26 protein-coding genes are annotated in these 22,884 nt (G+C 68.2%); 4 read left to right on the top strand and 22 right to left on the bottom strand.

The features are described from left to right. Window positions 1-45: 45 nt before the first annotated feature. From recX to pgsA, 12 genes are all read right to left on the bottom strand, one after another. Window positions 46-561, bottom strand: a complete 516-nt coding sequence (gene recX / locus ACFTWF_RS01050) for a recombination regulator RecX (protein WP_378459449.1) — start codon at window positions 559-561, stop codon at window positions 46-48. Window positions 562-570: 9 nt separating this feature from the next. Beyond that, window positions 571-1,614: a recombinase RecA gene (gene recA / locus ACFTWF_RS01045; RefSeq protein ID WP_185729301.1), complete on the bottom strand. Its 1,044-nt coding sequence runs from the start codon at window positions 1,612-1,614 to the stop codon at window positions 571-573. A gap of 144 nt (window positions 1,615-1,758) precedes the next feature. Further along, the gene (locus ACFTWF_RS01040) at window positions 1,759-1,953 is read right to left on the bottom strand and encodes a DUF3046 domain-containing protein (protein WP_185729300.1); all 195 of its coding nucleotides are present in this window, start codon (window positions 1,951-1,953) and stop codon (window positions 1,759-1,761) included. A 33-nt stretch (window positions 1,954-1,986) separates the two neighbouring features. Next, window positions 1,987-3,135: a glycosyltransferase gene (locus ACFTWF_RS01035; protein ID WP_378459774.1), complete on the bottom strand. Its 1,149-nt coding sequence runs from the start codon at window positions 3,133-3,135 to the stop codon at window positions 1,987-1,989. Window positions 3,136-3,161: 26 nt separating this feature from the next. Continuing rightward, window positions 3,162-4,706, bottom strand: coding sequence for an FAD-dependent oxidoreductase (locus tag ACFTWF_RS01030; RefSeq protein WP_378459448.1), 1,545 nt, complete (start codon window positions 4,704-4,706; stop codon window positions 3,162-3,164). Further along, window positions 4,703-5,335 (bottom strand): TetR/AcrR family transcriptional regulator, encoded by a 633-nt coding sequence (locus tag ACFTWF_RS01025; protein ID WP_378459447.1) that lies wholly within the window; start codon window positions 5,333-5,335, stop codon window positions 4,703-4,705. The genes ACFTWF_RS01030 and ACFTWF_RS01025 overlap by 4 nt, the downstream gene beginning before the upstream one ends. Before the next feature lie 244 nt (window positions 5,336-5,579). Beyond that, window positions 5,580-5,756, bottom strand: coding sequence for a hypothetical protein (locus tag ACFTWF_RS01020; protein WP_378459446.1), 177 nt, complete (start codon window positions 5,754-5,756; stop codon window positions 5,580-5,582). A 189-nt stretch (window positions 5,757-5,945) separates the two neighbouring features. Beyond that, window positions 5,946-6,776, bottom strand: coding sequence for a hypothetical protein (locus ACFTWF_RS01015; RefSeq protein WP_378459445.1), 831 nt, complete (start codon window positions 6,774-6,776; stop codon window positions 5,946-5,948). A 15-nt stretch (window positions 6,777-6,791) separates the two neighbouring features. Continuing rightward, window positions 6,792-7,619, bottom strand: a complete 828-nt coding sequence (locus tag ACFTWF_RS01010) for a PspA/IM30 family protein (protein WP_378459444.1) — start codon at window positions 7,617-7,619, stop codon at window positions 6,792-6,794. Between the two features lie 157 nt (window positions 7,620-7,776). After that, window positions 7,777-8,163 (bottom strand): helix-turn-helix domain-containing protein, encoded by a 387-nt coding sequence (locus ACFTWF_RS01005; RefSeq protein ID WP_378459443.1) that lies wholly within the window; start codon window positions 8,161-8,163, stop codon window positions 7,777-7,779. Between the two features lie 71 nt (window positions 8,164-8,234). Further along, the gene (locus ACFTWF_RS01000) at window positions 8,235-8,735 is read right to left on the bottom strand and encodes a CinA family protein (protein ID WP_378459442.1); all 501 of its coding nucleotides are present in this window, start codon (window positions 8,733-8,735) and stop codon (window positions 8,235-8,237) included. Then, window positions 8,732-9,394 carry a CDP-diacylglycerol--glycerol-3-phosphate 3-phosphatidyltransferase gene (gene pgsA, locus ACFTWF_RS00995; protein WP_378459441.1) on the bottom strand — a complete coding sequence of 221 codons (663 nt, stop codon included), beginning with the start codon at window positions 9,392-9,394 and terminating at the stop codon, window positions 8,732-8,734. Before pgsA ends, ACFTWF_RS01000 begins: the two co-directional genes overlap by 4 nt. Window positions 9,395-9,511: 117 nt before the next feature. Here pgsA and ACFTWF_RS00990 point away from each other — a divergent pair, with 117 nt between their 5' ends. Both ACFTWF_RS00990 and ACFTWF_RS00985 read left to right on the top strand, forming a co-directional pair. Next, on the top strand, window positions 9,512-10,036 hold the full coding sequence (locus ACFTWF_RS00990) for an amino-acid N-acetyltransferase (RefSeq protein ID WP_378459440.1): 525 nt from the start codon (window positions 9,512-9,514) through the stop codon (window positions 10,034-10,036). Window positions 10,037-10,131: 95 nt separating this feature from the next. After that, complete coding sequence (locus ACFTWF_RS00985) at window positions 10,132-10,416, top strand: YciI family protein (protein WP_378459439.1); 285 nt, start codon at window positions 10,132-10,134, stop codon at window positions 10,414-10,416. A 45-nt stretch (window positions 10,417-10,461) separates the two neighbouring features. Here ACFTWF_RS00985 and ACFTWF_RS00980 read toward each other — a convergent pair whose 3' ends face one another. The 6 genes from ACFTWF_RS00980 to thyX form a co-directional block, all read right to left on the bottom strand. After that, window positions 10,462-11,445, bottom strand: coding sequence for a TerC family protein (locus tag ACFTWF_RS00980; RefSeq protein WP_378459438.1), 984 nt, complete (start codon window positions 11,443-11,445; stop codon window positions 10,462-10,464). Window positions 11,446-11,655: 210 nt separating this feature from the next. Further along, a complete protein-coding gene (locus ACFTWF_RS00975; RefSeq protein ID WP_378459437.1) occupies window positions 11,656-14,277 on the bottom strand; it encodes a DNA translocase FtsK in 2,622 nt (873 codons plus the stop codon). Window positions 14,278-14,357: 80 nt separating this feature from the next. Further along, the gene (locus ACFTWF_RS00970) at window positions 14,358-14,981 is read right to left on the bottom strand and encodes a TIGR03085 family metal-binding protein (protein WP_378459436.1); all 624 of its coding nucleotides are present in this window, start codon (window positions 14,979-14,981) and stop codon (window positions 14,358-14,360) included. A gap of 25 nt (window positions 14,982-15,006) precedes the next feature. After that, window positions 15,007-16,971 (bottom strand): RNase J family beta-CASP ribonuclease, encoded by a 1,965-nt coding sequence (locus ACFTWF_RS00965; protein WP_378459435.1) that lies wholly within the window; start codon window positions 16,969-16,971, stop codon window positions 15,007-15,009. Continuing rightward, window positions 16,968-17,876, bottom strand: coding sequence for a 4-hydroxy-tetrahydrodipicolinate synthase (gene dapA / locus ACFTWF_RS00960; protein ID WP_378459434.1), 909 nt, complete (start codon window positions 17,874-17,876; stop codon window positions 16,968-16,970). Before dapA ends, ACFTWF_RS00965 begins: the two co-directional genes overlap by 4 nt. Window positions 17,877-17,919: 43 nt before the next feature. Then, a complete protein-coding gene (thyX, locus tag ACFTWF_RS00955; protein WP_378459433.1) occupies window positions 17,920-18,672 on the bottom strand; it encodes an FAD-dependent thymidylate synthase in 753 nt (250 codons plus the stop codon). A 161-nt stretch (window positions 18,673-18,833) separates the two neighbouring features. Here thyX and ACFTWF_RS00950 point away from each other — a divergent pair, with 161 nt between their 5' ends. Then, on the top strand, window positions 18,834-19,310 hold the full coding sequence (locus tag ACFTWF_RS00950) for a toxin-antitoxin system HicB family antitoxin (protein WP_378459432.1): 477 nt from the start codon (window positions 18,834-18,836) through the stop codon (window positions 19,308-19,310). Window positions 19,311-19,412: 102 nt separating this feature from the next. Then, window positions 19,413-19,847 (top strand): SRPBCC family protein, encoded by a 435-nt coding sequence (locus ACFTWF_RS00945; protein ID WP_015890414.1) that lies wholly within the window; start codon window positions 19,413-19,415, stop codon window positions 19,845-19,847. A 4-nt stretch (window positions 19,848-19,851) separates the two neighbouring features. Here the strand turns inward: ACFTWF_RS00945 and ACFTWF_RS00940 are convergent, their stop codons facing one another. Genes ACFTWF_RS00940 through dapB form a run of 4 tightly spaced genes read right to left on the bottom strand, consistent with a single transcriptional unit; the run spans window position 19,852 to window position 22,852 of the window. Then, window positions 19,852-21,084 carry a winged helix-turn-helix domain-containing protein gene (locus ACFTWF_RS00940; protein WP_378459431.1) on the bottom strand — a complete coding sequence of 411 codons (1,233 nt, stop codon included), beginning with the start codon at window positions 21,082-21,084 and terminating at the stop codon, window positions 19,852-19,854. Between the two features lie 45 nt (window positions 21,085-21,129). Further along, window positions 21,130-21,588 (bottom strand): flavodoxin family protein, encoded by a 459-nt coding sequence (locus ACFTWF_RS00935; protein WP_185729283.1) that lies wholly within the window; start codon window positions 21,586-21,588, stop codon window positions 21,130-21,132. Window positions 21,589-21,617: 29 nt separating this feature from the next. Then, a complete protein-coding gene (locus tag ACFTWF_RS00930; RefSeq protein ID WP_185729282.1) occupies window positions 21,618-22,097 on the bottom strand; it encodes a hypothetical protein in 480 nt (159 codons plus the stop codon). Further along, window positions 22,094-22,852, bottom strand: a complete 759-nt coding sequence (gene dapB / locus ACFTWF_RS00925; RefSeq protein ID WP_378459430.1) for a 4-hydroxy-tetrahydrodipicolinate reductase — start codon at window positions 22,850-22,852, stop codon at window positions 22,094-22,096. Before dapB ends, ACFTWF_RS00930 begins: the two co-directional genes overlap by 4 nt. Between the last annotated feature and the right edge of the window lie 32 nt (window positions 22,853-22,884).

Genomic DNA, 22,884 nt, shown 5'->3' with positions numbered 1-22,884 from the left:
GCGACACGGTCGGACGGGGCCACCGCCCCGTCCGATCGTGTCGGTTCAGATCTCGTCGAACACGTCGTCGGTGTCCGTTCCGGCCCGATCGAGTTGCTCCTTGATCACCTCGAAGGCCATGCCCTGAGGGAACCCGCGGCGCGCCAGCATCGACACCAGGCGTCGCACCGCCCGGTCGCGGTCGTCCGCGGACACCGTGCGCAGCTTCTTCGCGACCAGTTCCGTGGCACGCGCTCGTTCGTCGTCGCTGTCGATCTGAGCGAGCGCCTCGGTGGCATCGTCCTGACCGATGCCCTTGCGGCGCAGTTCCAGGGCGAGCGCACGTTTCCCCTTGCCGGAGTACGTGTGTCGTGAATGCACCCACTGCTGGGCGAAGTCGGCGTCGTTGACGAGGCCGACCTCGGTGAGGCGGTCGAGTACACGCTCAGCGATGTCGGCCGAATAACCCTTCTTCGCCAGCCGCTCGGACAACTCCGCCCGACTCCGGGCACGGTCCGTCAGGAGACGCAGGCAGAAATCCTTGGCCTGCGTCTCCGTTCCACCTTCGCCCGTAGGACGCATGGCGGCGCCTTAGAATTCGACCGGGGCTGCGTCGTCCGTGGCAGCCGTGACGTCGGCGCCGATTCCGAGCTTTTCCTTGATCTTCTTCTCGATCTCGTCGCGGATGTCGGTGTTCTCCAACAGGAACTTGCGGGCATTCTCCTTGCCCTGCCCCAGCTGATCGCCTTCGTAGGTGTACCAGGAACCCGACTTGCGGATGAACCCGTGCTCGACACCCATGTCGATCAGCGAGCCTTCCTTGCTGATTCCCTGACCGTAGAGAATGTCGAACTCGGCCTGCTTGAACGGCGGCGCGACCTTGTTCTTGACCACCTTGACGCGGGTGCGGTTTCCCACGGCGTCGGTGCCGTCCTTGAGGGTCTCGATCCGCCGGACGTCGAGGCGCACGGACGAGTAGAACTTCAACGCCTTACCACCGGTGGTGGTTTCGGGGGAACCGAACATGACGCCGATCTTCTCGCGCAGCTGGTTGATGAAGATCGCGGTGGTGCCGGAGTTGCTCAGCGCACCGGTCATCTTGCGGAGCGCCTGGCTCATCAGGCGCGCCTGGAGACCCACGTGACTGTCGCCCATCTCGCCCTCGATCTCGGCACGCGGAACCAGTGCGGCCACGGAGTCGACCACGAGGATGTCGAGGGCGCCGGAGCGGATCAGCATGTCTGCGATCTCGAGCGCCTGCTCACCCGTGTCGGGCTGCGACACCAGGAGGGCATCGGTGTCGACACCGAGCTTCTGGGCGTAGTCGGGGTCGAGTGCGTGCTCGGCGTCGATGAAGGCCGCGATGCCGCCGGCCGCCTGAGCGTTGGCGACCGCGTGCAGGGCCACGGTGGTCTTACCCGAGGATTCCGGGCCGTAGATCTCGACGACACGGCCGCGGGGCAGTCCGCCGATACCGAGGGCGACGTCCAGCGAGATGGAGCCGGTCGGGATGACGGCGATGGGCTGACGGACACCTTCGCCCAGGCGCATCACCGAACCCTTGCCGAAGTTCTTGTCGATCTGCGCCAGCGCCAGGTCGAGCGCCTTGTCTCGATCGTGTGCCTGTGGTGCCATCGTCGTCCCCATTCTCGAGTCTCATCAGTGATCTGCGGTCAGATTAGATCCAGGTACCGACAAGAATCGTGACCACCGAACATCTCCAGCATAGGGGAACGTGTGTTCGATAGATATGACCGGCCCGATCGACACGCCGGCTTTCTATCGTCGCTTCGGCGGGACGTCGAACTCGACGCACAGTTCCCGCCACACCTCGCGGGGTTCCCGGCCGTCCTCGATCGCCTCGGCGGCAGTCTTGCCACCGAGACTGAGCAGCACATGGTCGACGAGCAGCGCATCGCCGCGCATCTGCCCGAATTCGTCGCGGACGAGTTGGTGAAATTCGGTCAATCGCACACGACCACGCTAGCCGAACCGCAGGCCCAGGTCTCACCGCAGCGCGTCGCGGCACACCTCCACCGGATCGGCGACCTCGACGATGCTCCGCGCGGCCCGCTGCGCGGCGTCGACGTGAGCACCGTTCGAGAGCACCTGCTCCACCGCGTCGCGGAGGGCGTCGGCACTCGGGGGCCGCACCACGAGGGCGCTCCCCTGCCGCGCGGCCCGATTCGCGAGTTCCCACTGATCTCCGCCGCCGGGAACCACCACGGCCGGGACACCCGCCAGCAGCGCCTTCGCGAGCATTCCGTGGCCCCCGCCGCAGACGACGACCGAGGCTTCGCGCAGCATCGCGTCCTGGCGGCCGAGTCCGGCTCGCGCCCAGGACGGAACGATGCGCGGCGCCCCCTCCAGAATCGACGCGACCACCCGGACGCCGGCCCCGTCGAGCCCGGCCAGCGCGGTCTCGAGCATCCCCTCGGCGCCGGTGAATGCGGTCGAGGGGGCCACCATGACCAGCGGGTCGGTGCCGTCCGGCGCCGCCAGCACCTCGTTCGTGGGTTCCCACAACAGTGGTCCCACCACGTGCGCCTCGGCAGGCCAGTCCGGCCTCGGGACCTCGAGCGCGGGGAGCGTCGCGATCAAGCGGCGCACCGGTCCCGGGTCCGTCGCCGGCAGTCCGACACCGATGCGGGCCTCCGAGCGTTGCCGCTCACCCTGCCGGATCGACCGGGCCGTCGCGGTGCGCATGAGCGTGTCGCGGAGCCTGCCACGGAGACCCTCCCCCGGCGCCAATCCGCTTCCGATGGGCGGCAGACCCCGGGACGGGGCGTACAGCGGGTGCGGCGACAATTCGACCCACGGGATCCCCAGCCGCTCGGCGGCCATGCCGCCACCGGCGGTGAGGATGTCGGAGACCACGAGGTCCGGTTCCATTGCGCGCAAGTCGGGCAGCAATTCGGTGGAGATGTGCGCGGCCCGGGCGTGAATGCGCGCGCCCGCGTCGAGGTCGTCGTCCGTCGGCCGGGGCGCGAGACCTTTCAGCAACTCGGCAGACACGCCCGCCGCCCGCGCGGGCTCGATCCACCGTGCGCCGGTATACAGGACCGGATCGTCGCCTGCCGCCAGGAAGGCGAGGCACAACGCAAGGGCGGGAAAGGCATGTCCGGGATCCGGCCCGGCGACCACGGCGACTCGCACGAGCACAGGGTGTCACACGGTCGGCGTCACCGTTTCTCGAACACGGCTTCGGCGGCATCGAGGGACCGCGCCCGGTCGGCGGGGACGAGACCGATCCGGGTGCGACGGTCGAGGAGGTCGTCGACGTCGAGTGCGCCCTCGTGCGTCACCGCGAACTCGAGTTCGGCGCGGCTGACGTCCACGCCGTCGGCGATCGGCGCCAGCAGTTCGGGGCCGGCGGCGGCGATCAGCGCCGCTTCCGTTCCGAAGCGAGCCAGCAGCGTCGGCGGGGCCGAAACGTTCCGCAGCGCTTCGGGTGTCGCGGCGCCGACGAGCGGGAGGGCACGCGTCCGGCACCGGCCCGCGTCCAGCCCCGCCACCTCCACGGCGGCGTCGACGGCGTCCTCCGCCATCTTGCGGTAGGTGGTCAGCTTGCCGCCGACGACACTGACGAGACCCGTGTCCGACCGGAGGATGGCGTGGTTGCGGGACAGGTCCGCGGTCGACCCGTCCCCGGTGTCGAGCAGAGGGCGCAGACCCGCGAAGGTGCCGAGGACGTCCGCGCGGGTCAGCGGATCCGCGAGCGCGGTGTTGACCGTGTCGAGCAGGAAGTCGACCTCCTGCTCGGACGCCGCCGGGACGTCCGGTACCGGGCCCGGTGCGGCCTCGTCGGTCAAGCCGAGGTACACGCGGCCGAGCTGCGCGGGCAGCGCGAAGACGAAGCGATTGGTCTCACCGGGAATCGGGACAGTGAGCGCTGCGGTCGGGTTGCCGAGTCGTTCGGCGGGAAGCACCAGATGTGTGCCGCGGCTGGGCCGCAACGTGATGGCGGGATCGATCTCCCCCGACCACACACCCGCGGCGTTGACGACGGCGCGCGCCCGGATGGGCAGCTCCGAACCGGTCAGCTCGTCGCGCAGCGTCGCCGACGTTCCGGTCACGTCGTATGCACCCGTTCGCGTGAGCATCTTCGCACCGAAGAGCGCGGCGGTGCGGGCGATCGCGACGACGAGCCGGGCGTCGTCGATCAGCTGACCGTCGAACGCCATCAGTCCGCCCCGCAGGCCCTCGCGCCGCACGGCCGGGGTGAGTTCGACCACCCGGTCGGCCCCGACGGTGCGCGACCGCGGCAGGACCGCCGACGGCGTGCGCGCGCCGGCCCGCAACAGGTCGCCGGCCAGGAACCCCGTGCGGACGAGGGATTTCCCGAACAGGGTCGTCGAATCGAGCACCGGGACGAGCTGGGGCAGGGCCCGGACGAGATGGGGGGCGGTGCGGGTCATGAGGATTCCGCGTTCGACCGCGCTCTCGCGAGCGATCCCGACGTTGCCCGACGCGAGGTACCGCAGTCCGCCGTGGGCGAGCTTGGAGCTCCACCGGCTGGTTCCGAAGGCGAGGTCCCGCTTCTCGGCCAGCACGACGCGGAGGCCACGCGACGCGGCATCCAGCGCGACGCCGGCTCCGGTCACGCCTGCGCCGATCACCAGCAGGTCTACGGCTGCGCCGCCGGACAGCTCGTCGAGCTCGCGTGCTCGTCGTGCAGCATTCAGCGCCGACGATCGTCTCGTCGGCGGGGTGTACGGGTGGTTCACCGGTCTCCTCGGGTCGTCGGCTGTTCGTCGGCGGCGTCCGGCGCCAGGTAGGCGCTGACGGCGTGTCGGAGTTGTTCCGTCAACGCGTCGCCGGGAAGTTCCTCCGCCACCATCACTGCCGACTGGACCGCCGACTGCGCGATGAGCAGCACCATCGTGGCGATCTGACGGCTCTCCCCTGCGCGAATGGAACCCTGATGTTGACCTGCCGACACCGCGACGGCCACCTGGTCGATGATCGCCCGCTGGCTGGTACCGAGCCGCTCCAGGATGTACGTGGTGAACAGTTCCTGATCCGAACGCAGGATCTTCACGAACAGCGGATGGGTGCGCACCTCGGTGGACACGCGCACCACGGCGTCGACCAATTGGCGGTGGACCGACTCCTCGGCGGAGAATTCGGGCATCACCGCGGCGATCTCGCGGGTCATGAGATCGGCGACCACTGACCGCGTATCCGCCCAGCGACGGTAGACGGTCGGCCTGCTGACGCCGGCGCGCCGGGCGACCTCGGCCAGGGTGGTGCGGCGGAGACCGAAATCGAGGATGCACGTGCGGGCGGCGTCGAGAATCGAGTCCTCGACGCTCGCCGGGCTGTCGTCACGCGCTGGAGAATTACGAATAGACATTGTGTGTAACACCGTAACGCATGAATCCCCCACCGGCACCCGAAGCCCATACCGCATGGGACCCGCCACCCCTCGCGTCGGGGATTCGACCGGTGGCGGCAACTGGAACGCGCGTTGACGGGACGAGTGTCGAGGTCAGACGCCGACCGTCCGGGACACCTGGATTATTCGATTAATTATGCTGTTCCGTCACGGCCCGATTCTTTACCGATGTAGAGCAGGCGGTCCCGCCGTGCGGGCCCCGTCAGCTCCGCGTGATGTCCGACTTGTCGCCGGATCCGGACATCGCCTTGATCAGCAGGTAGACACCGAACACCACGGCGCTCACGACGAGGATCCAGAACAAACCCTTGACCAGTGCACCGACCACCGCCAGTGCAATCCAGATCACCGCAACCGCCAGAACAATCTTCCAGAACATGATGTCCTCCACTCACGTCTCCCCGATCGATTTCTGCGCCCGACATCTGGTCGACCCCACTTATCGGGTACGCACACAAGCCTGACACGACGGAGGCAGTAAATCACCAGGTCAGCGCAAAGATCAGGGAAAGATCAGGGTTCTCCCCCACTTCCCGGGCCGAGTGCGTCACGGCGGCATGGAGCGCTGTCAGCGGTAGCGGCGGACGATGTCGTCGATCTCGCCGAGAGCGGCCGCGAGGCCGGCGAGCTTCTCGGTGGCCGACACCAGTTCGGCACGTTCGTAGGCCAGTTCGCCGACGGCGCTCGCCGTTCCGGGGACGGCGACCTCGGCGGCCGCGGCCACCAGTTGTTCGAACTGCTCGACCCCGTCGTCGAGTTGCGCGGCGGCGGAGCCTATCGCGCGGTGGAGCGGCTCGGCTGCCGCCCGACTCCCCCTCGCCGCATCCTCCATGGAGGTGATGTCGAGCGCGACCGCCTGCAGCGCCGCTGCCGCGGAACGCGCCGTGGTGTGGGTGTCTTCAATGTCTTCGCCGCTGATGGTTCCGGAGCGGGACAGCACACCCAGGATGCCGTGCAGTGCCCGCTCGCTGTGCACGAGCCGCTCCATCGATTCCCTTGCGGCCGAGGACGGCGCCGGCAGCACACGGCGCGCCGGCAGCCCCGGCGGCAGGGTGACGGCGTCGAGCTTGCGGTAGCGGCTGACGGCCAGCACCGCCGGAACCGCGAACACGACAGCGCCGCCACCGGCCATCAGCATCGACCATTCCGGTGCGGCCATCAGGGCCAGACCCGCCGCGCCGGTGGCCGAAGACCCGGACACGATGCCGTAGCGCTTCGCGCGGCGCCTGGCCCGTCTCTTCTTCCGCAGCAAGCGTTCCCGCGGGTCGCGCCACTTCTGCGCCGCATCCGCGACGGACTCGCCGGCCTGCTGCAGCGCCCCCTGGATCCCGGCGAGGCCGGACACGACGGTGGCCGACCGGACTGCTCGTCCAGGTCGGCCACCTCGGGTGGAACTCATGCGAATTCTGTTCGGCTACTGCGCGGCGCCGGTCTGGCCTGCGGCAGGCGGCTGCTTGTCGAGGTTCGGGTTGGCGGGCGCCGCCGGCGCACTGGCGGCACCGCCGGACGGCAGGGCGTCGCCCTTCATCGAGGCCCGAATCTGCTCGAGCCTGCTGTGCCCGGCCATCTGGATGCTCGCCTGCTGAACCTCCATCATGCGACCGGACACCGAGTTCTGGGCGAGCTCGGCGGAACCGAGTGCATCGGCGTAGCGGCGCTCGATCTTGTCCCGCACGGCGTCGAGGCTGGGCGTGTTGCCGGGGGCCGAGAGGGTGCTGTCCATCGAGCGCAGCGATTCGCTGACCCGCTCCTGCATCTTGGCTTGCTCGAGCTGGCTGAGCAGCTTGGTGCGTTCCGCGACCTTCGCCTGCAGGGCCATCGCGTTCTGCTCGACGGCCTTCTTGGCCTGCGCGGCCGCCTGCAGCGACTGGTCGTGCAGTGCCTTGAGGTCTTCCACGCCCTGCTCGGCGGTGACGAGTTGCGCGGCGAACGCCTCGGCGGCGTTGGTGTACTGGATGGCCTTCTCGGTGTCGCCCGCGGCCTGCGCCTGATCGGCGAGGTTGACGGCCTGGCGCGCGTTGGCGTTGAGCTTCTCCACCTCGTCGAGCTGACGGCTCAGCTTCATCTCGAGCTGGCGCTGGTTGCCGATGACAGACGCGGCCTGCTGCGACAGAGCCTGGTGCTGACGCTGCGCATCCTCGATCGCCTGCTGAATCTGAACCTTGGGGTCAGCCTTCTCATCGATCTTGGAATTGAAGAGCGCCATCAGGTACTTCCATCCCTTGACGAAAGGATTAGCCATGGGTTTGATCCTGCCTCCATCTGTTGCGCCGCGCGTTGCGCGACCCGATGCGCGACCGTCACGCACCGGAACAAGGGCTGCGCCCCGACTGTCTGTCTGGCTCACCGCCGACGAGATCGGCGGTTACGAGAAATCTATCGGTTCGGCACGGGTGTTGCTATGCGGCAGCCAGGGCCTGCGCAGGCGCGGGGATGACGACCCGCGTGTCACGGGCGATGGTCGTCGATCCCGGTCGTGCACTCGCGGCAGGAGCGTCGGTGGGCGCGGATTCGGCCGCGGGCCGCTCGGTGTTCCCACGCTTGGCCGAGGAGCCGTCGGACAGTGATTCGCTGACGTCGACGAGCACATCGGAGAGTGGAACCTCCAGCGCATCGCAGATCGCCGCCAGGAGCTCACTCGAAGCTTCCTTGCGCCCCCGTTCGACCTCGGACAGGTACCCGAGGCTCACACGAGCACTGTTGGAGACCTCCCGCAGGGTCCGGCTCTGCGAAACGCGCGTACGCCGAAGACTGTCACCGATTGCCTCACGCAATAGCAGCGCCATCTCGCTCCTCCTTCATCCGTCACCTGTCTCGCCTATCTCAACGCGCGAACAGGACCGATTGGTTCCCGACCTTAGCCTGCGGATGTTTCCTGCACACGATCGAGGAGTCCCGACACGGCGGTGGAAACCGCAGATTTGCGGATCTGCCACCGGTCCCCCGCCAATCCGAGCTCGTGCACCGACGTTCCGGAGGCCCCGGAAATGCTCAGGAACACGGTTCCCACCGGGTGTCCGTCCTGCATGTCCGGGCCCGCCACGCCGGTCAGGCCGACGCCCCAGTCGGCGCCGCAGCGGGTGCGGGCGCCGTCCGCGAGAGCGCGCGCCGTGGACTCGGCCACGGGTCCGTCCTCGGCGAGTCGGGTGCGGTCGACCCCGGCCAGGGTGGCCTTGAGGTCGGTGGCGTAGACGATCAGCCCGCCTCGCAGGACGTTGCTGGCCCCGGGCACTCCCGCGATGGTCGCGGTGAGCAGGCCCGCGGTGAGCGATTCTGCGGTGGCCACGGTCTCGCCGCGGGCGGTCAGCACGGCCACCAGTTCGGCGGCCCGCGTGCCGTCGACCAACGGGTCGGTCACGCCCCCGTGCTCGCGTTCGCCTCGACCTTGTGGACACCGGCCCGCAGCCGCACGGCCTGCACGACGTAGTCCAGCCCGGTCACCACGGTCAGCAGTACGGCGGCGCCCATGAGGACCCAGCCGACGACCTCGAACCCGGCCGGCAGGGGCAGCAGGTAGAAGCCGATGGCAACAGTCTGCACGAGGGTCTTCAGCTTGCCTCCCCGGCCCGCGGGGATGACGGCATGCCGCAGGACCGCGAACCTGAGGAGGGTGATGCCCAGTTCCCGGACCGCGATCACCGCGGTCACCCACCACGGGAGGTCGCCGAGAATCGACAGTCCGACGAGGGCGGCGCCGATCAGCGCCTTGTCGGCGATGGGATCGGCGAGCTTGCCGAAATCGGTGACCAGGCCGTACTTGCGTGCGAGTTGCCCGTCGATCCGGTCTGTGATCGCTGCGACCGCGAACACGCCGGTGGCGATCAGGCGCCAGGTCGTGGAAAGTCCGTCGCCCGCGAACAGCACGACGAGGAAGACGGGCACCAGCACGATTCTGAGCATCGTCAGGATGTTTGCGATGTTCAGGAGCGGTACGGCCGTCTCACTCGCGGGCTCGACCGCCCGCTCCGGGACGACCGAGTCGTCGGCTGCCGTCCAATCCTCGCGCTGCGCGCTCATCGCAGCACCGCAGCGTCGAACTGCACCCCGGGACGCTTCGGGGAGTGGGGAGGATTCGTTGGTCGTACCGGCACGTGCCTAAGAATATCGGTACGGCCGTTGGCTAATGTGCACGACATGACTTCTCGGACGCCGGACACCGCCGACAATCAGCTGATCGTGCGGCGAGCACGAACTTCCGACGTCCCCGAGATCAAGCGCCTGATCGACATCTATTCCGGCAAGATCCTGCTCGAGAAGAACCTCGTCACCCTGTACGAATCCGTCCAGGAGTTCTGGGTGGCCGAACGCGAGGGCACCGTGATCGGCTGCGGCGCAATGCACGTGCTGTGGGCCGACCTCGGCGAGATACGCACGATAGCGGTCGATCCGGCGGCCAAGGGCCGGGGCGCCGGCCACCACGTGGTCGCCAAGTTGATCGAGGTCGCGCGGGAACTCGAACTCGAGCGCCTCTTCGTTCTCACGTTCGAGGTCGACTTCTTCGGCAAACACGGATTCGTCGAGATCGACGGCACACCCGTGACCGCCGAGGTGTACGCCGAGATGTGCCGCTCGTACGACACCGGTGTCGCCGAATTCCTCGATCTGAGCTACGTCAAGCCGAACACCCTCGGCAACACCCGAATGCTTCTCACCCTCTGACATCCATCGTGCATCTCGCCGTGGATCCCATTGTGTGAGAGAGATGTGCCCGTGTTCCCCGTCAATCCGACAACCCGTCACCAGAGAGCGAGAACATGTCCCTGTTCGTAGTGGAGTACACGTATTCGGCCGATACCGTCGCGGGGCGCGACGAGCATCGCCCCGCCCACCGGGAATGGCTCGGTGAGCTCGCAACCGAGAAGACCGTCGTGTCGTCCGGCCCCTTCGCCGACGGTAGCGGCGCGTTCATCATCGTCGACGCCGCCGACCTGGAGACCGTCGAACAGCTCTTCACCCACGACCCGTTCGCCCGCCAGGGCCTGGTCACCGCCACCCGGATCGTCGAATGGGTGCCGGTCCTCGGCGAATTCAGTTCCTGAACTCGCCGGGAAACCGGCACCCGTCGAACACGACGTGCGGCGGATTTACTTCGCCGGCGTCGTGTTCCGCGTCTTGAGGAGGCTGGCGACGGTGGTCACGGCCAGCACACCGATGATGACGGTGAGCGACAACACCGTCGACACCTCCGGTACCGCCACGTGCTCCCCGCCGTTGACGAAGCCGAGGGTGTTCTCGTGCAGCGCGTGCAGGACCAGCTTCACGCCGATGAACGCGAGAATGATCGACAGACCGTACGACAGGTACACCAGGCGGTCCAGCAGGCCGCCGATCAGGAAGTACAGCTGCCGCAGACCCATCAGTGCGAACGCGTTGGCCGTGAAGACGAGGTACGGCTCCTGGGTGAGCCCGTAGATCGCGGGGATCGAGTCGAGCGCGAACAGCACGTCGGTGAAGCCGATGGCGACCAGCGCGAGCAGCAGCGGAGTCACGACGCGCTTGCCGTCGATCCGCGTGACGAGCCGGTCGCCGTCGTAGGTGTCCGTGGTGGGCAGGAACTTCTTCGCGACGGCGACGATCTTGCTGTCGCGTTCCTCCTCGGCTTCCTTCTCGTTGCCGTGATCACGCAGCAGCGTGTAGGCGGTGTAGATGAGGAACGCGCCGAACAGGTAGAACACCCAGCTGTACGTGTTGATCGCCGCGGCACCGACCGCGATGAAGATCCCGCGCATCACCAGCGCCATCACGATGCCGATCAACAGCACCTTCTGCTGGTACTCCCTCGGCACCGCGAACGTTCCCATGATGATGACGAACACGAAGAGGTTGTCGACCGACAACGCCTTCTCGGTGACGTACCCGGCGAAGTATTCGCCGCCGTATTGACTTCCCCACAGCCACATCACGATCAGGCCGAAGAGGATCGCGATGCCGATGTACACCGACGACCAGAACGCGGACTCCCGGAAGGTCGGGGCGTGCGGGGTGCGCACGTGCGCGAAGAAGTCGAAGACGAAGAGTCCGAGGATCACCACACAGGTGATGACCCAGACCAGCGGTGAAACGTGCATGAAAATAGACCTCCGGTATACCTAGTCGGTACCGGAGGTCTCTCCCGCCGCGCCGGAACCATTGTCCGAACGACTGACGGCACCGGATCGGCAATGGTGCCGATCGTGTTGACGATGCCGTCACAGAGGTGGGGATACTCCCCTCCAATTCGCTGCCCATTCAACCACACCGCGCGCGAACCGCCCATATCGGACACGCGCGATGCGCCTTCAGTCCTGGTCGGGCGGGGCTTCGCTCGGATCTCCGCCACGGATGGACCACAGCAAACCGTCGAGTTCCTCGGGTTTGATGAGCACTTCGCGGGCCTTCGAGCCCTCGCTGGGGCCCACCACTCCCCTGGTCTCCATCAGGTCCATCAGACGTCCGGCCTTCGCGAATCCGACGCGCAGTTTCCGCTGCAGCATCGACGTCGACCCGAACTGGCTGGAGACGACGAGTTCCACCGCCTGCAACAGCACGTCCATGTCGTCGCCGATGTCGGGATCGACGTCCTTCTTCTCTCCGACCTTCGCGGCGGTGACGCCGTCGGTGTACTCCGGCTCCGCCTGGTTCTTGGTGAAATCGACGACCGCCGAGATCTCTTCGTCGGTGATGAACGCACCCTGCAGGCGCGTCGGCTTGCCCGCGCCCATCGGCAGGAACAGCCCGTCACCCATACCGATCAGCTTCTCGGCGCCGGGCTGGTCCAGGATGACCCGCGAGTCGGTCAGCGAGGACGTCGCGAACGCGAGCCGCGACGGCACGTTCGTCTTGATCAGCCCCGTCACGACGTCCACCGAGGGCCTCTGCGTGGCCAGCACGAGGTGGATACCGGCGGCACGCGCCTTCTGCGTGATGCGGACGATCGCGTCCTCGACGTCACGCGGCGCGGTCATCATGAGGTCCGCGAGTTCGTCGACGATGGCGAGAATGTACGGATACGGCCGGTACACGCGTTCGCTGCCGAGCGGCGCGGTGATCTCACCCGACTTCACCTTGGAGTTGAAGTCGTCGATGTGGCGCACCCGGTTGGCCTGCATGTCCTGGTAGCGCTGCTCCATCTCCTCCACCAGCCAGGCCAGCGCGGCGGCGGCCTTCTTCGGCTGGGTGATGATGGGCGTGATGAGGTGCGGAATGCCCTCGTACGGTGTCAGCTCCACCATCTTGGGGTCGATGAGGATCATCCGGACCTCGTCGGGTGTGGCGCGGGACAGCAGCGACACCAGCATGGAGTTGACGAAACTCGACTTACCGGAACCGGTGGAGCCGGCCACCAGGAGGTGCGGCATCTTCGCGAGGTTCGCGCTGACGAAGTGGCCCTCGATGTCCTTGCCGAGACCGATCACCAGCGGGTGGTGGTCCTTGCGGGTACTCGGGGCGGTGAGCACGTCGGCGAGGCGCACCATCTCACGGTCGGAGTTGGGGACCTCGATACCGACGGCGGACTTGCCCGGGATCGGGGCGAGGAGGCGCACGTTGTCGGTGGCGACGGCGTACGCGATGTTGCGGGCGAGCGCGGTGATCTTCTCGACCTTCACACCCGGGCCGAGTTCCACCTCGTAACGGGTGACCGTCGGGCCGCGGGTGAACCCGGTGACGGCGGCGTCGATCTTGAACTGTTCGAGGACCTCGGTAATGGCCTCGATCATCGCGTCGTTGGCCGAACTGCGCATCTTCGGCGGATCGCCGTCGATGAGCAGGGACGTCGGCGGCAGCGTGTAGTCGCCCTCGACCACCCGGTCGGTGACGAACTTGTCGACGTCGGGCAGCGGTTCCGGCTCGGGTTCCGGCTTCGGGGCGACGACGGGCTTGGCCTTGGCGCGCGCCGGCTTCGGGGCCGGCGCCGGGACGGGTTCCGTGGCGGGCTCGGTGTCCCACAGCCCGAGAACCTCCGTCTTCGCGGTGTCGCCGACGTCGTATTCGTCGGTGGGATAGTTGTCGGCCGGGGCACCCCGCACCCCGGACTTGTAGTCGTCGACCGGGTACCCGTCGGCGTCGAACAGGGTGGGGTCGTATTCGCCTTCCTCGTAGTACTCGCTGTCGTAGTCGGCGTAGTGGTCGCGGCCGAACGACGTTCCGAAGTAGGACTGGAGCTTGCCGGGCACCTCGCGGATCGTGGTCCCGGTCAGGAGCAGGACACCGAACAGTGCCGCCATCAGCAGCAGCGGCGCGGCGAGCCACACGGTGAGACCGTCGGTCAGCGGACCGCCCGCCGCATACCCGACGAAACCCGCGCCGTGAGCCCTGCCGTCGGCGTCGGTGGGTGAACCGGTCGCGATGTGCCACAGGCCCAGGACCGGCAGACCGACCAGCAGCGAACCCAGGACCAGCCTCGGCCGGATCTCGGGTTTCGGCTCGGTCCGCATCAGGATCACCGCGACGGCGACCCCGATCAGCGGCAGGACGGCGGACGCCCCGCCGACCACCGCACGGACTCCGGTCTCGATCCACTCGCCCACCGGACCGCCTGCGGAGAACCAGATCCCGCCGGCGCCCACGACGCTGATCGCGATCAGCCCGAGCGCGATGCCGTCGCGCCGGTGACCCTGCTCGATCTCGGCCGCCTTGCCGACGGTGCGCGTGGTGGCCCCGACGCCCTTCGCCACGAGCGACCACCCGGCGCCCATTCCCCGGCCCACCGACTTCAGGGGACCGGATGCAGACGCCTTCTCGGCGGCGGGCCTGCGGGCGCCGCCGCGGGAGCCGCCACCTCGTGACGAGGTGGACTTGCGCGGAGCGCTGACCGTCCGGGTCGTGCGGGACTTGGGCTTGGACGTGGTCGAGCCGCCCCGGACGCCCGTTCTCGCCGTGGACGTCGTGCTCGAACCGCGGGCGCTCGCCTTACCTGCCATGGCTCTCAGATTAGTCGCTACGGCACCTTCCGGACCATCCGCAACACCCGTAACACGGGGCGACCTGGGTGGGTGTGTCGTCAGAACCCGCGGTCGAGGGAGGTCACGGCCGCGACGTCGGCCGCGTCACCCTCGGGCTCGATCCGCACCTGGTCCCGTCCGAACGCGTGCAGGGCGAGTTCGGACGGTTCACCGCGCAGGATCACCCGGCCGGCGCCGGCCGTGCGGACGGTGGCCTGCTCACCGGACGGCCGCTCGAGCACCACCGACACCGGTGAGTGGCGGTAGCCGAGCTTGCCGACCTTCTTCGCGAGACCCCACAGCGCGTCTTGACGGGATTCGGGCAGGACCCGCGGCTCCCACCCCTCGTGCGCGCGACGGACGTCCTCGTGATGGACGAACATCTCCCCCAGGTTGACCTGGGCGTCCACCCAGTACATGGGCGACCACATCGGCGGACCCGACCGGACCTCGTCCAGGAGGCGGCTCCACGGACGCGTGGCCGTCTCGTTCTGGACTTTCTCGGTGTATCCGGCGAGACGACCCACGACGATGCCGGGAGCAGCGTCGAGGCGTCGTTCACGCACGATCAGGTGGGCGGCCAGATCCCGGTTGGTCCACGTCCCGCAGAGGGTCGGGGCGTCGGGACCGAATTCGGCCATCGAATCGACGAGGGCGAGGCGTTCATCTCGGGCGAAGGTCACCCGACCGAATCTACCTGTCGGAGAACTACTTGCCCTCGGCCGACGGCACCGCAATGACGGTCGGGACGATCATCGGACGGCGACGGTACTTGTCGGCGACCCATCGGCCGACGACACGCCGGATCGCCTGGGCGATGCGGTGGGCGTCGTTGACGCCTTCGGTGGCGAGGCGAAGCAGTTCCGCCTCGACCAGCTGTGCCGCATCCTTGAGCGCGGTCGGGTCGTCGGAGAATCCGCGCCCCGACACCTCGGGGGTGCTGACCGCGCGACCCGTGTGGTCGTCGATGACGACGTTGATGGCGATGAACCCGCCCTCGCCGAGAACCAGACGGTCCGACAGGGTGGAGTCGCCGACGTCGCCGACCGACAGCCCGTCGACGTATACGTGTCCGACAGGGACCTGCCCGACGATCTCGGCGAGACCGTCGACCATGTCGACGACCACGCCGTCCTCTGCGAGCACGATCCGTTCCTCGGGCACGCCGGTGGCCTTCGCGAGGGCGGCGTTGGCGCGCAGGTGACGCCATTCGCCGTGCACCGGCATGGCGTTGGTGGGCCGCACCGCGTTGTACAGGTACAGCAACTCGCCCGCCGAGGCGTGTCCGGAGACGTGCACCTTGGCGCTCTGCTGCGTGACGACGGTGGCGCCGCGCTTGGCGAGCCCGTTGACGACGGCGAACACGGAATTCTCGTTGCCCGGGATCAGCGACGAGGCCAGCACCACGAGGTCGTTGGCCCGGATGTTGATCTGCCGGTGCTCACCGCGCGCCATCCGGGACAGCGCCGACAGCGGCTCACCCTGCGATCCGGTGGAGATCAGCACGAGCCGGTCGTCGGGCAGGTTGGCCGCGGTGTCGATGTCGACGACCAGACCGTCGGGCACGCTCAGGTACCCGAGGTCCTGCGCGATCTGCATGTTGCGGACCATCGACCGGCCCACGAATGCCACCCGCCGGTTGTACCGGTGCGCGACGTCGACCACTTGCTGGATGCGGTGCACGTGGGAGGCGAAGGAGGCCACGATGACGCGCTGTCTGGCCTTGCCGATGACGTTGTCGAGCACACCCCCGATCTCACGTTCGGGGGTGACGAATCCCGGCACCTCGGCGTTGGTGGAGTCGACGAGGAACAGGTCGACGCCCTCGTCGCCCAGGCGGGAGAAGCCGGCGAGGTCGGTGAGCCTGCCGTCGAGCGGCAGCTGGTCGAGCTTGATGTCGCCGGTGTGCAGCACGACTCCGGCGTCGGTCCGGATCGCGACGGCGATCGCGTCGGGAATCGAGTGGTTGACGGCGAAATATTCGCACTCGAACGGGCCGTGCTCGGTGCGCTGCCCCTCCACGACCTCGACGAGGTTGGGGCGCTGGCGGTGCTCCCGGCACTTGGCCGCGACCAGCGCGAGCGTGAACCGCGAACCCACCACGGGAAGGTCCGGGCGGAGACGCAGGAGGAACGGGATGGCACCGATGTGGTCCTCGTGACCGTGCGTGAGAACGACGGCCTCGACGTCGGCCATCCGGTCCTCGATGTGCCGGAAGTCCGGCAGGATCAGGTCGACACCGGGCTGCTGGTCTTCCGGGAACAGCACGCCGCAGTCCACGATGAGTAGCTTGCCCTGGTGCTCGAACACGGTCATGTTGCGACCGATCTCGCCGATGCCGCCGAGCGCCACCACCCGCAGTCCCTTGAACGGGGCCTTCGGTGGGGTGCCGAGCCGGGCCGTCGGATCGACCGTGGCGGGCCGCGAGTCCTGACGCTTGCTGCCGCCGCGACGACCGGAGCGGGACCCCGACTTGTTCGCGGCGCCGCCCTTCGTGGACGCGGCCTTCACGGGCGCGGTCTTCGCCTGCTCCGACTTCGGGGCGGCCGGCTCGTCCGCGACGACGGGCGCCGACTCGGCGACGGGGGGTGCCGCCTGGGGTGGCTGACTTGCTGTGGGTGAAGGGGGACCGGCCTGGCGGCTGGCGCTGCGGCGACGAGGCGGTCGGGTCACGCGAGCACCCCCGCGGCGTGCAGATCGGCGGCGAGGAGATCTATCTGGTCGTGCGTGGGCGCGACCTGTGGCAACCGGGGCTCGCCGACGTCGAGACCGATCAGACGCAGACCCGCCTTCGACGCGCTGACGCCGCCGAGACGCGCCACCGAGCGGATGACCGGGATCAGGCTGAGGTTGATGGCGCGGGCGCGGGCGATGTCACCGGCCGCGAAGGCGGTGTGGAGTTCCCGCAACCGGCCGGGCACGAGGTGCCCGATGACACTGACGAATCCCGTCGCGCCCACCGCGAGCCACGGGAGGTTGAGCGGATCGTCACCCGAGTAGAACTGGAGGTCGGTGGTGCCGATCAGCTCGGCGCCCGCGTTGAGGTCGCCCTTGGCGTCCTTGACCGCGACGATGCGCGGGTTCTCGGCGAGGCGCCGGATGGTCTCCGTTTCGATGGGGACCACGGAGCGGGGTGGAATGTCGTAGAGCATGACCGGCAGGTCGGTGGCGTTGGCGACGGCGGTGAAGTGCGCGAACAGGCCGGCCTGCGGCGGACGCGAGTAGTAGGGGGTGACGACGAGGAGGCCCTGCGCGCCGGCACGGGCCGCGTCACGGGCGAGCTCCACGCTGTGCGCGGTGTCGTTGCTGCCCGCGCCTGCGATGATCTTCGCGCGGTCGCCCACCGCGGCGATGACCGCCCGGAGCAGCTCGAGCTTCTCGTTCTCGGTGGTCGTCGGCGACTCACCGGTGGTGCCGGCAAGCACGAGGGAGTCGCATCCGTTGTCGACGAGGTACACCGCGAGGCGGACACCGGCGTCGACGTCCAGCTTTCCGTCCGAGGTGAACGGCGTCACCATCGCTGTGGACACGGTGCCGAACGGACGCTCGACGGGAGAAGCGGAATCACCGTAGGTCATGGTCAGAAGGCTACCCGGTGACGCAGGTACTTTTGCACACCAGTCACGCGTCGGCGGCAAACGTGCTCCGTGCTACCTCTGTGCCGTCGCCCCAGTCCAGTACCTCGAAGTCGCCGAAGACATTCGGTGCGGCCGCCTGCAGCTGTCGCAGGCATTCGACCGCGACACGGCGGATCTCCACGTCGGCATGCTCGGTGGCACGCATCGTCACGAAGTGCCGCCACGCCCGGTAGTTGCCCGTGACCACCACGCGAGTCTCCGTCGCGTTGGGCAGTACCGCCCTCGCCGCCTGCCTCGCCTGCTTGTTGCGCAGCGGCACGCTGGAGGTGCCCGCCAGTTTCTCCTCGAGCGCCTCGAGGAGTTCGCCGTACGCCGCCCGGCTCGCGTCCGTGGCCTTCGCGAACAGAGCCTCGAGCTCCGGGTCGCCGGCGACGGCGGGCGGGACGACGACGTTGGCGTCGTTCTCGCGCACGAACCGCTGCGACAACTGCGAGTAGGAGAAGTGGCGGTGCCGGATGAGCTCGTGAGTGCACGACCGCGAGATGCCGGTGATGTAGAAGCTCACCGTGCCGTGTTCGAGCACCGACTCGTGCCCGACCTCGAGCAGATGACGCAGGTAACCGGCGTTGGTCGCCGTCCGCGGGTTGGGCTTGGACCAGCTCTGATAGCACGCCCGGCCCGCGAACTCCGCCAGGGCTTCGCCGCCGTCGGCGTCGGTCTCCCACGGAATGTCCGCCGGCGGAAAGAACTCCGTCTTCGCGACGAGTTGCACCCTGAGCGGCACGGTCTGCGGCACTGCGCTGTTCCTCCTACCGAACTCCCTGGTCGGAAGTCCCTCCTGAATGCATCGACCCTAGTCGCAGCGTCGGCGGGGGTCGCGGCGTGCCCCGGCCCGGCCCCTGGGCCGTGAAGTCACGACCGCTTGACTGACGTCACATTTGACGTCAAGATGGCGTCATGGATCTCGGCATCTACGTCTCCCGGTTGCGGGACGACCTGAACGCGGCGGCCGCACTCGGCGACGAGCAGACTCGGGCGACCGCTGCCGCGCTCGCCGCCGCGGTCGAACCCGCCGCGCGCCTGCTCCTCCTGTCGGTGCTCACCGATTTCGCCGGTGAGGTGTCGTCCAACCTGGGCAATCGCACCGTCGGTGTGCGCCTGGACGGCACCGAGGTCGCCGTCGACGTGCACCGCACTCCCACCGCACCCGGGCCGGACGGCGAACGAGCTGCGACGGCCGACGATCTCGGCGCTGCGTTCGATGACGTCACCGGTGACATCAGCCGCGTCACCCTGCGTCTGATGGATCAGATCAAGTCGAAAGCCGAGGAGGCCGCCTCCCAGAACGGTGTGTCGCTCAATTCCTGGGTGTCGCAGGCGGTCCAGGGTGCACTCAAGGATCAGATGCGGCGCAGCGGTCGCGACAATTTCTGAGCCCCACAGCACTCACTCCACGCTCCGCTCGGCGGCGGTGATGTAATTACGTCGCATCAGCCACACGATGAGAGTCGCCACAGGCTCGAAGGAGCGAAGAACATGGCCGTTTCCGGCGTCAAGGAATTCGAGATCAAGGCCGACCCGGCCACGGTGATGGCCGCCATCGCTGCGGTGGATCGCCTGCCCGAGTGGTCCTCGGCCCACAAGTCGGTCACCATCGAGAGCACACACGACGACGGCCGCCCCCACCGAGTCCGGATGAGCGTCTCCATCCTCGGCATCAGCGACGAGCAGGTTGTCGATTACACGTTCGAGGGCGACAACACCGTGTCGTGGCACCTCGTCGAAAGCGGCCAGCAGAACGCCCAGGACGGCTCGTACGTCCTCACCGAGTCCGGCGCCGGCACCAAGGTCACGTTCGAGTTGACGGTCGACCCGAAGATCCCGCTGCCCGGGTTCCTCGTGAAGAAGGCGCAGAAGACGGCGCTCGAGACCGCGAGCAAGGGCCTGACGAAGTTCGTCGAGAGCCTGTAGTTTCTCACTCTCCTCGCGGCCGCGCCGCCGCAGCCGCGAGGAGGGCGCCGAGGTTGCCGCGATCGTCCACCCGGACGTCGTCGAGCCCCAGCCACGTTGCCATTCTTCGCAGTTCCGGGACCAGCGACTCCACCACGCGGCCCGGATTCCGGTCGGGTTCCACGAACGCGGATCGCACGTCGAGCGTTCCCGACGCGCGGTCGGCCTTGAGGTCGACCCTGGCGACCAGTTCACCGTTCAGCAGGAACGGAAACACGTAGTACCCGTGGACGCGTTTGTGCGCCGGGGTGTAGATCTCGAGCCGGTACCGGAAGTCGAACATCCGCTCGGTCCGGGGACGGCAGAAGACGAGCGGATCGAACGGGCACAACAGCGCCGCCCCCTCCACCTTCCGGGGAACCCGCACGTCGCGGTGAACGAACGCCGGCCTGTCCCACCCCCGGACCGTCACCTGCTCGAGCACCCCGTCCTCGACGAGTTCGGCGACCGCCGGCGTGGTCTGCGCCGGGGACAGTCGGTAGTAGTCACGCAGATCGGGTTCGGTGGCCACCCCGAGCGCCCGCGCCGACTTCTGCACGAGGCCGCGGACGGCGTCCGGCTCCGAGACGTGATCGGAGAGAATCGCTTTCGGCAGTACACGTTCGGTGAGGTCGTAGTGGCGGGTGAACGCGACCCGTTTGTCGACCGCCAGCGCGCCGGACGCGAACAGTTGCTCGCACACCACCTTGGTGTCGCTGCGATCCCACCACGGACCCTTGCGATCGGGACGGTCGACCTCCAGGTGTTTCTCCACGTCACCCGCGCTGCACGCACCGACGGCGCCGATCACGTCGAGCACGTCGGCGGCCAGGGTGGGGTTGCGGTCGAGCACGCGGGATTCGCCGGACCACCGGCCGTGCCGGTACCGGTGCATCCGCCAGCGCATCAGGGGCCAGTCCTCGACGGGGATGAACGCCGCCTCGTGCGCCCAGTACTCGGCCAGCATGCGGGGTGCGCGGGCGGAGTGCGACCAGGCCGCCGAGTCGACCAGGCCGCGGTCGTACACACCGAGCCGGCTGAACAGCGGAACGTAGTGGGCGCGCACGGCCACGGAGACCGAGTCGATCTGGAACAGACGCACGCGGTCGAGAACCGACCGGACGTGCCTGCGCGTCGGCGCGCCCGCCGGCTTCTTGTCGGCGAATCCCTGCGCCCAGAGCGCCGATCTCCGGGCCGCGGCAGCGGTCATCTCACGCATACCCGCAGCCTGCCATCCACCACCGACACGGTCACGACCGCGTGGTCAGGCGTCCTCGGCGAGCGTCACCGCGACCGTCGCGCCGAGTTCGTAACACCGCTCCCGCGCGCTCGCGTCGAGCGATCCGGTCAGTTCCAGGATCTCGGCCACCTGGGTGAGCGCCAGCCCGGTCACGATCTTCTGCACCGACGTCACGGCGCCTGCGGTGTCGTTGTTGCCGTGCACCCACAATCCGTAGGGGCGGCCGGCGACCGCGTCGAGGCAGGGGTAGTAGACGGTGTCGAAGAAATGCTTGAGCGCGCCCGACATGTAGCCGAAGTTGGCCGAGGTCCCGAAGAGGAAACCGTCGGCGCCGAGGACGTCGGGCACGGTCGCGCCGAGTGCGGGAACCGACTTCACGTCGACCCCTTCGATGTCGGGGTCGCGCGCACCCTTCAGCACGGCTTCCAGGCACTCCCGGGTCACCGGCGACGGTGTGTGATGGACGACGAGTAGCGACTTCACAGTCGTCAGCGTACGACCCGTTCCGTGCCCTACCGGCCGGGCTCGCCTTCCCGCTCGGCGCGTTCGAGTTCGACGGCGCGTTTCATCGTTTCCCGGGCCCGTCCGCGGTCGCCGGCGTAGTCGTACGCCCGGGCGAGCCGGTACGAATTGCGCCAGTTGTCCGGGTCAGCTTCCCATTCCGTTTTGACCTGCTGGAACAGGGCGTCGGCGGCGTCCCGGTCGATGCGTCCCGACGGCCGCTTCGGAAGATCGGTGACATCCAGTTCGAGGTTCTCGTCGGCGATGCGACGGGACAGGTGCTGATGCTGGAATCCGGCGCGGAGCGTCGCGTAGACGATCCAGACACCGAGGAACGGGAGGATCAGTACGCCGATACCGAGGCCGATCGCCGCTCCCCCGCCGTCCTGGATGAGCTCGATCCCGCGACGGCCGAGGAGGACGAAGTAGAACGCCAGGGCGGCGACCAGCAGTCCGATCGTGACGACGGTCTTCGTCGAGCCGTTTTTCACAGGTCGAGAAGAGGGTCGATACCAATGGTGAGACCCGGGCGGGTGCCGATCTGCCGCACACCGAGCAGCACTCCGGGAGCGAAGGAGTTGCGGTCGATCGAATCGTGCCGGATGGTCAGCGTCTCGCCCTGCGTGCCGAGGATGACCTCCTGGTGGGCGACGAGGCCTGCGAGCCGCACGGAATGCACCCGCACGCCGTCCACGTCCGCGCCGCGGGCGCCGTCCAGTTCGGTGGTTGTGGCGTCCGGGCTCGGCCCGACCCCGGCCTTGCGCCGCGCCTCGGAGATGAGGGCGGCGGTCCGGTAGGCGGTGCCGGACGGCGCGTCCGCCTTGTTCGGGTGGTGCAGTTCGATGACCTCGACGGAATCGAAGAACCGTGCGGCCGCCTCCGCGAAGCGCATGGACAGGACTGCGCCGATGGCGAAGTTCGGAGCGATCAGGACCCCGACGTCGGGTCGCTCCGACACCCACGACCGCACCGTGTCGAGCCGGGCGTCGTCGAACCCCGTGGTGCCCACGACCGCGTGAATGCCGTTGGACACGAGGAACTTCAGATTGTCCATCACCACGTCGGGGTGGGTGAAGTCGACGACGACCTGCGTGCCGGCCTCGACGAATGCCTCCAGCCGGTCGCCGTGATCGACCTCGGCGACGAGCTCGAGGTCCGGTGCCTGCTGCACCGCCTCGCAGATCGCCCGGCCGACCTTGCCCTTGGCCCCGAGGACCCCGACCCTGATGGGTGCTGCTGCGCTCACTTCTCCACGCTCCGTCCAGTTCCAACGATTCG

This window comes from Rhodococcus sp. NPDC056960 (genome assembly GCF_042674125.1).
Lineage (GTDB): Bacteria > Actinomycetota > Actinomycetes > Mycobacteriales > Mycobacteriaceae > Rhodococcus_F.
Note: the sequence above shows the minus strand (reverse complement) of the source record. Positions and strands in the feature narration are given on the sequence as shown.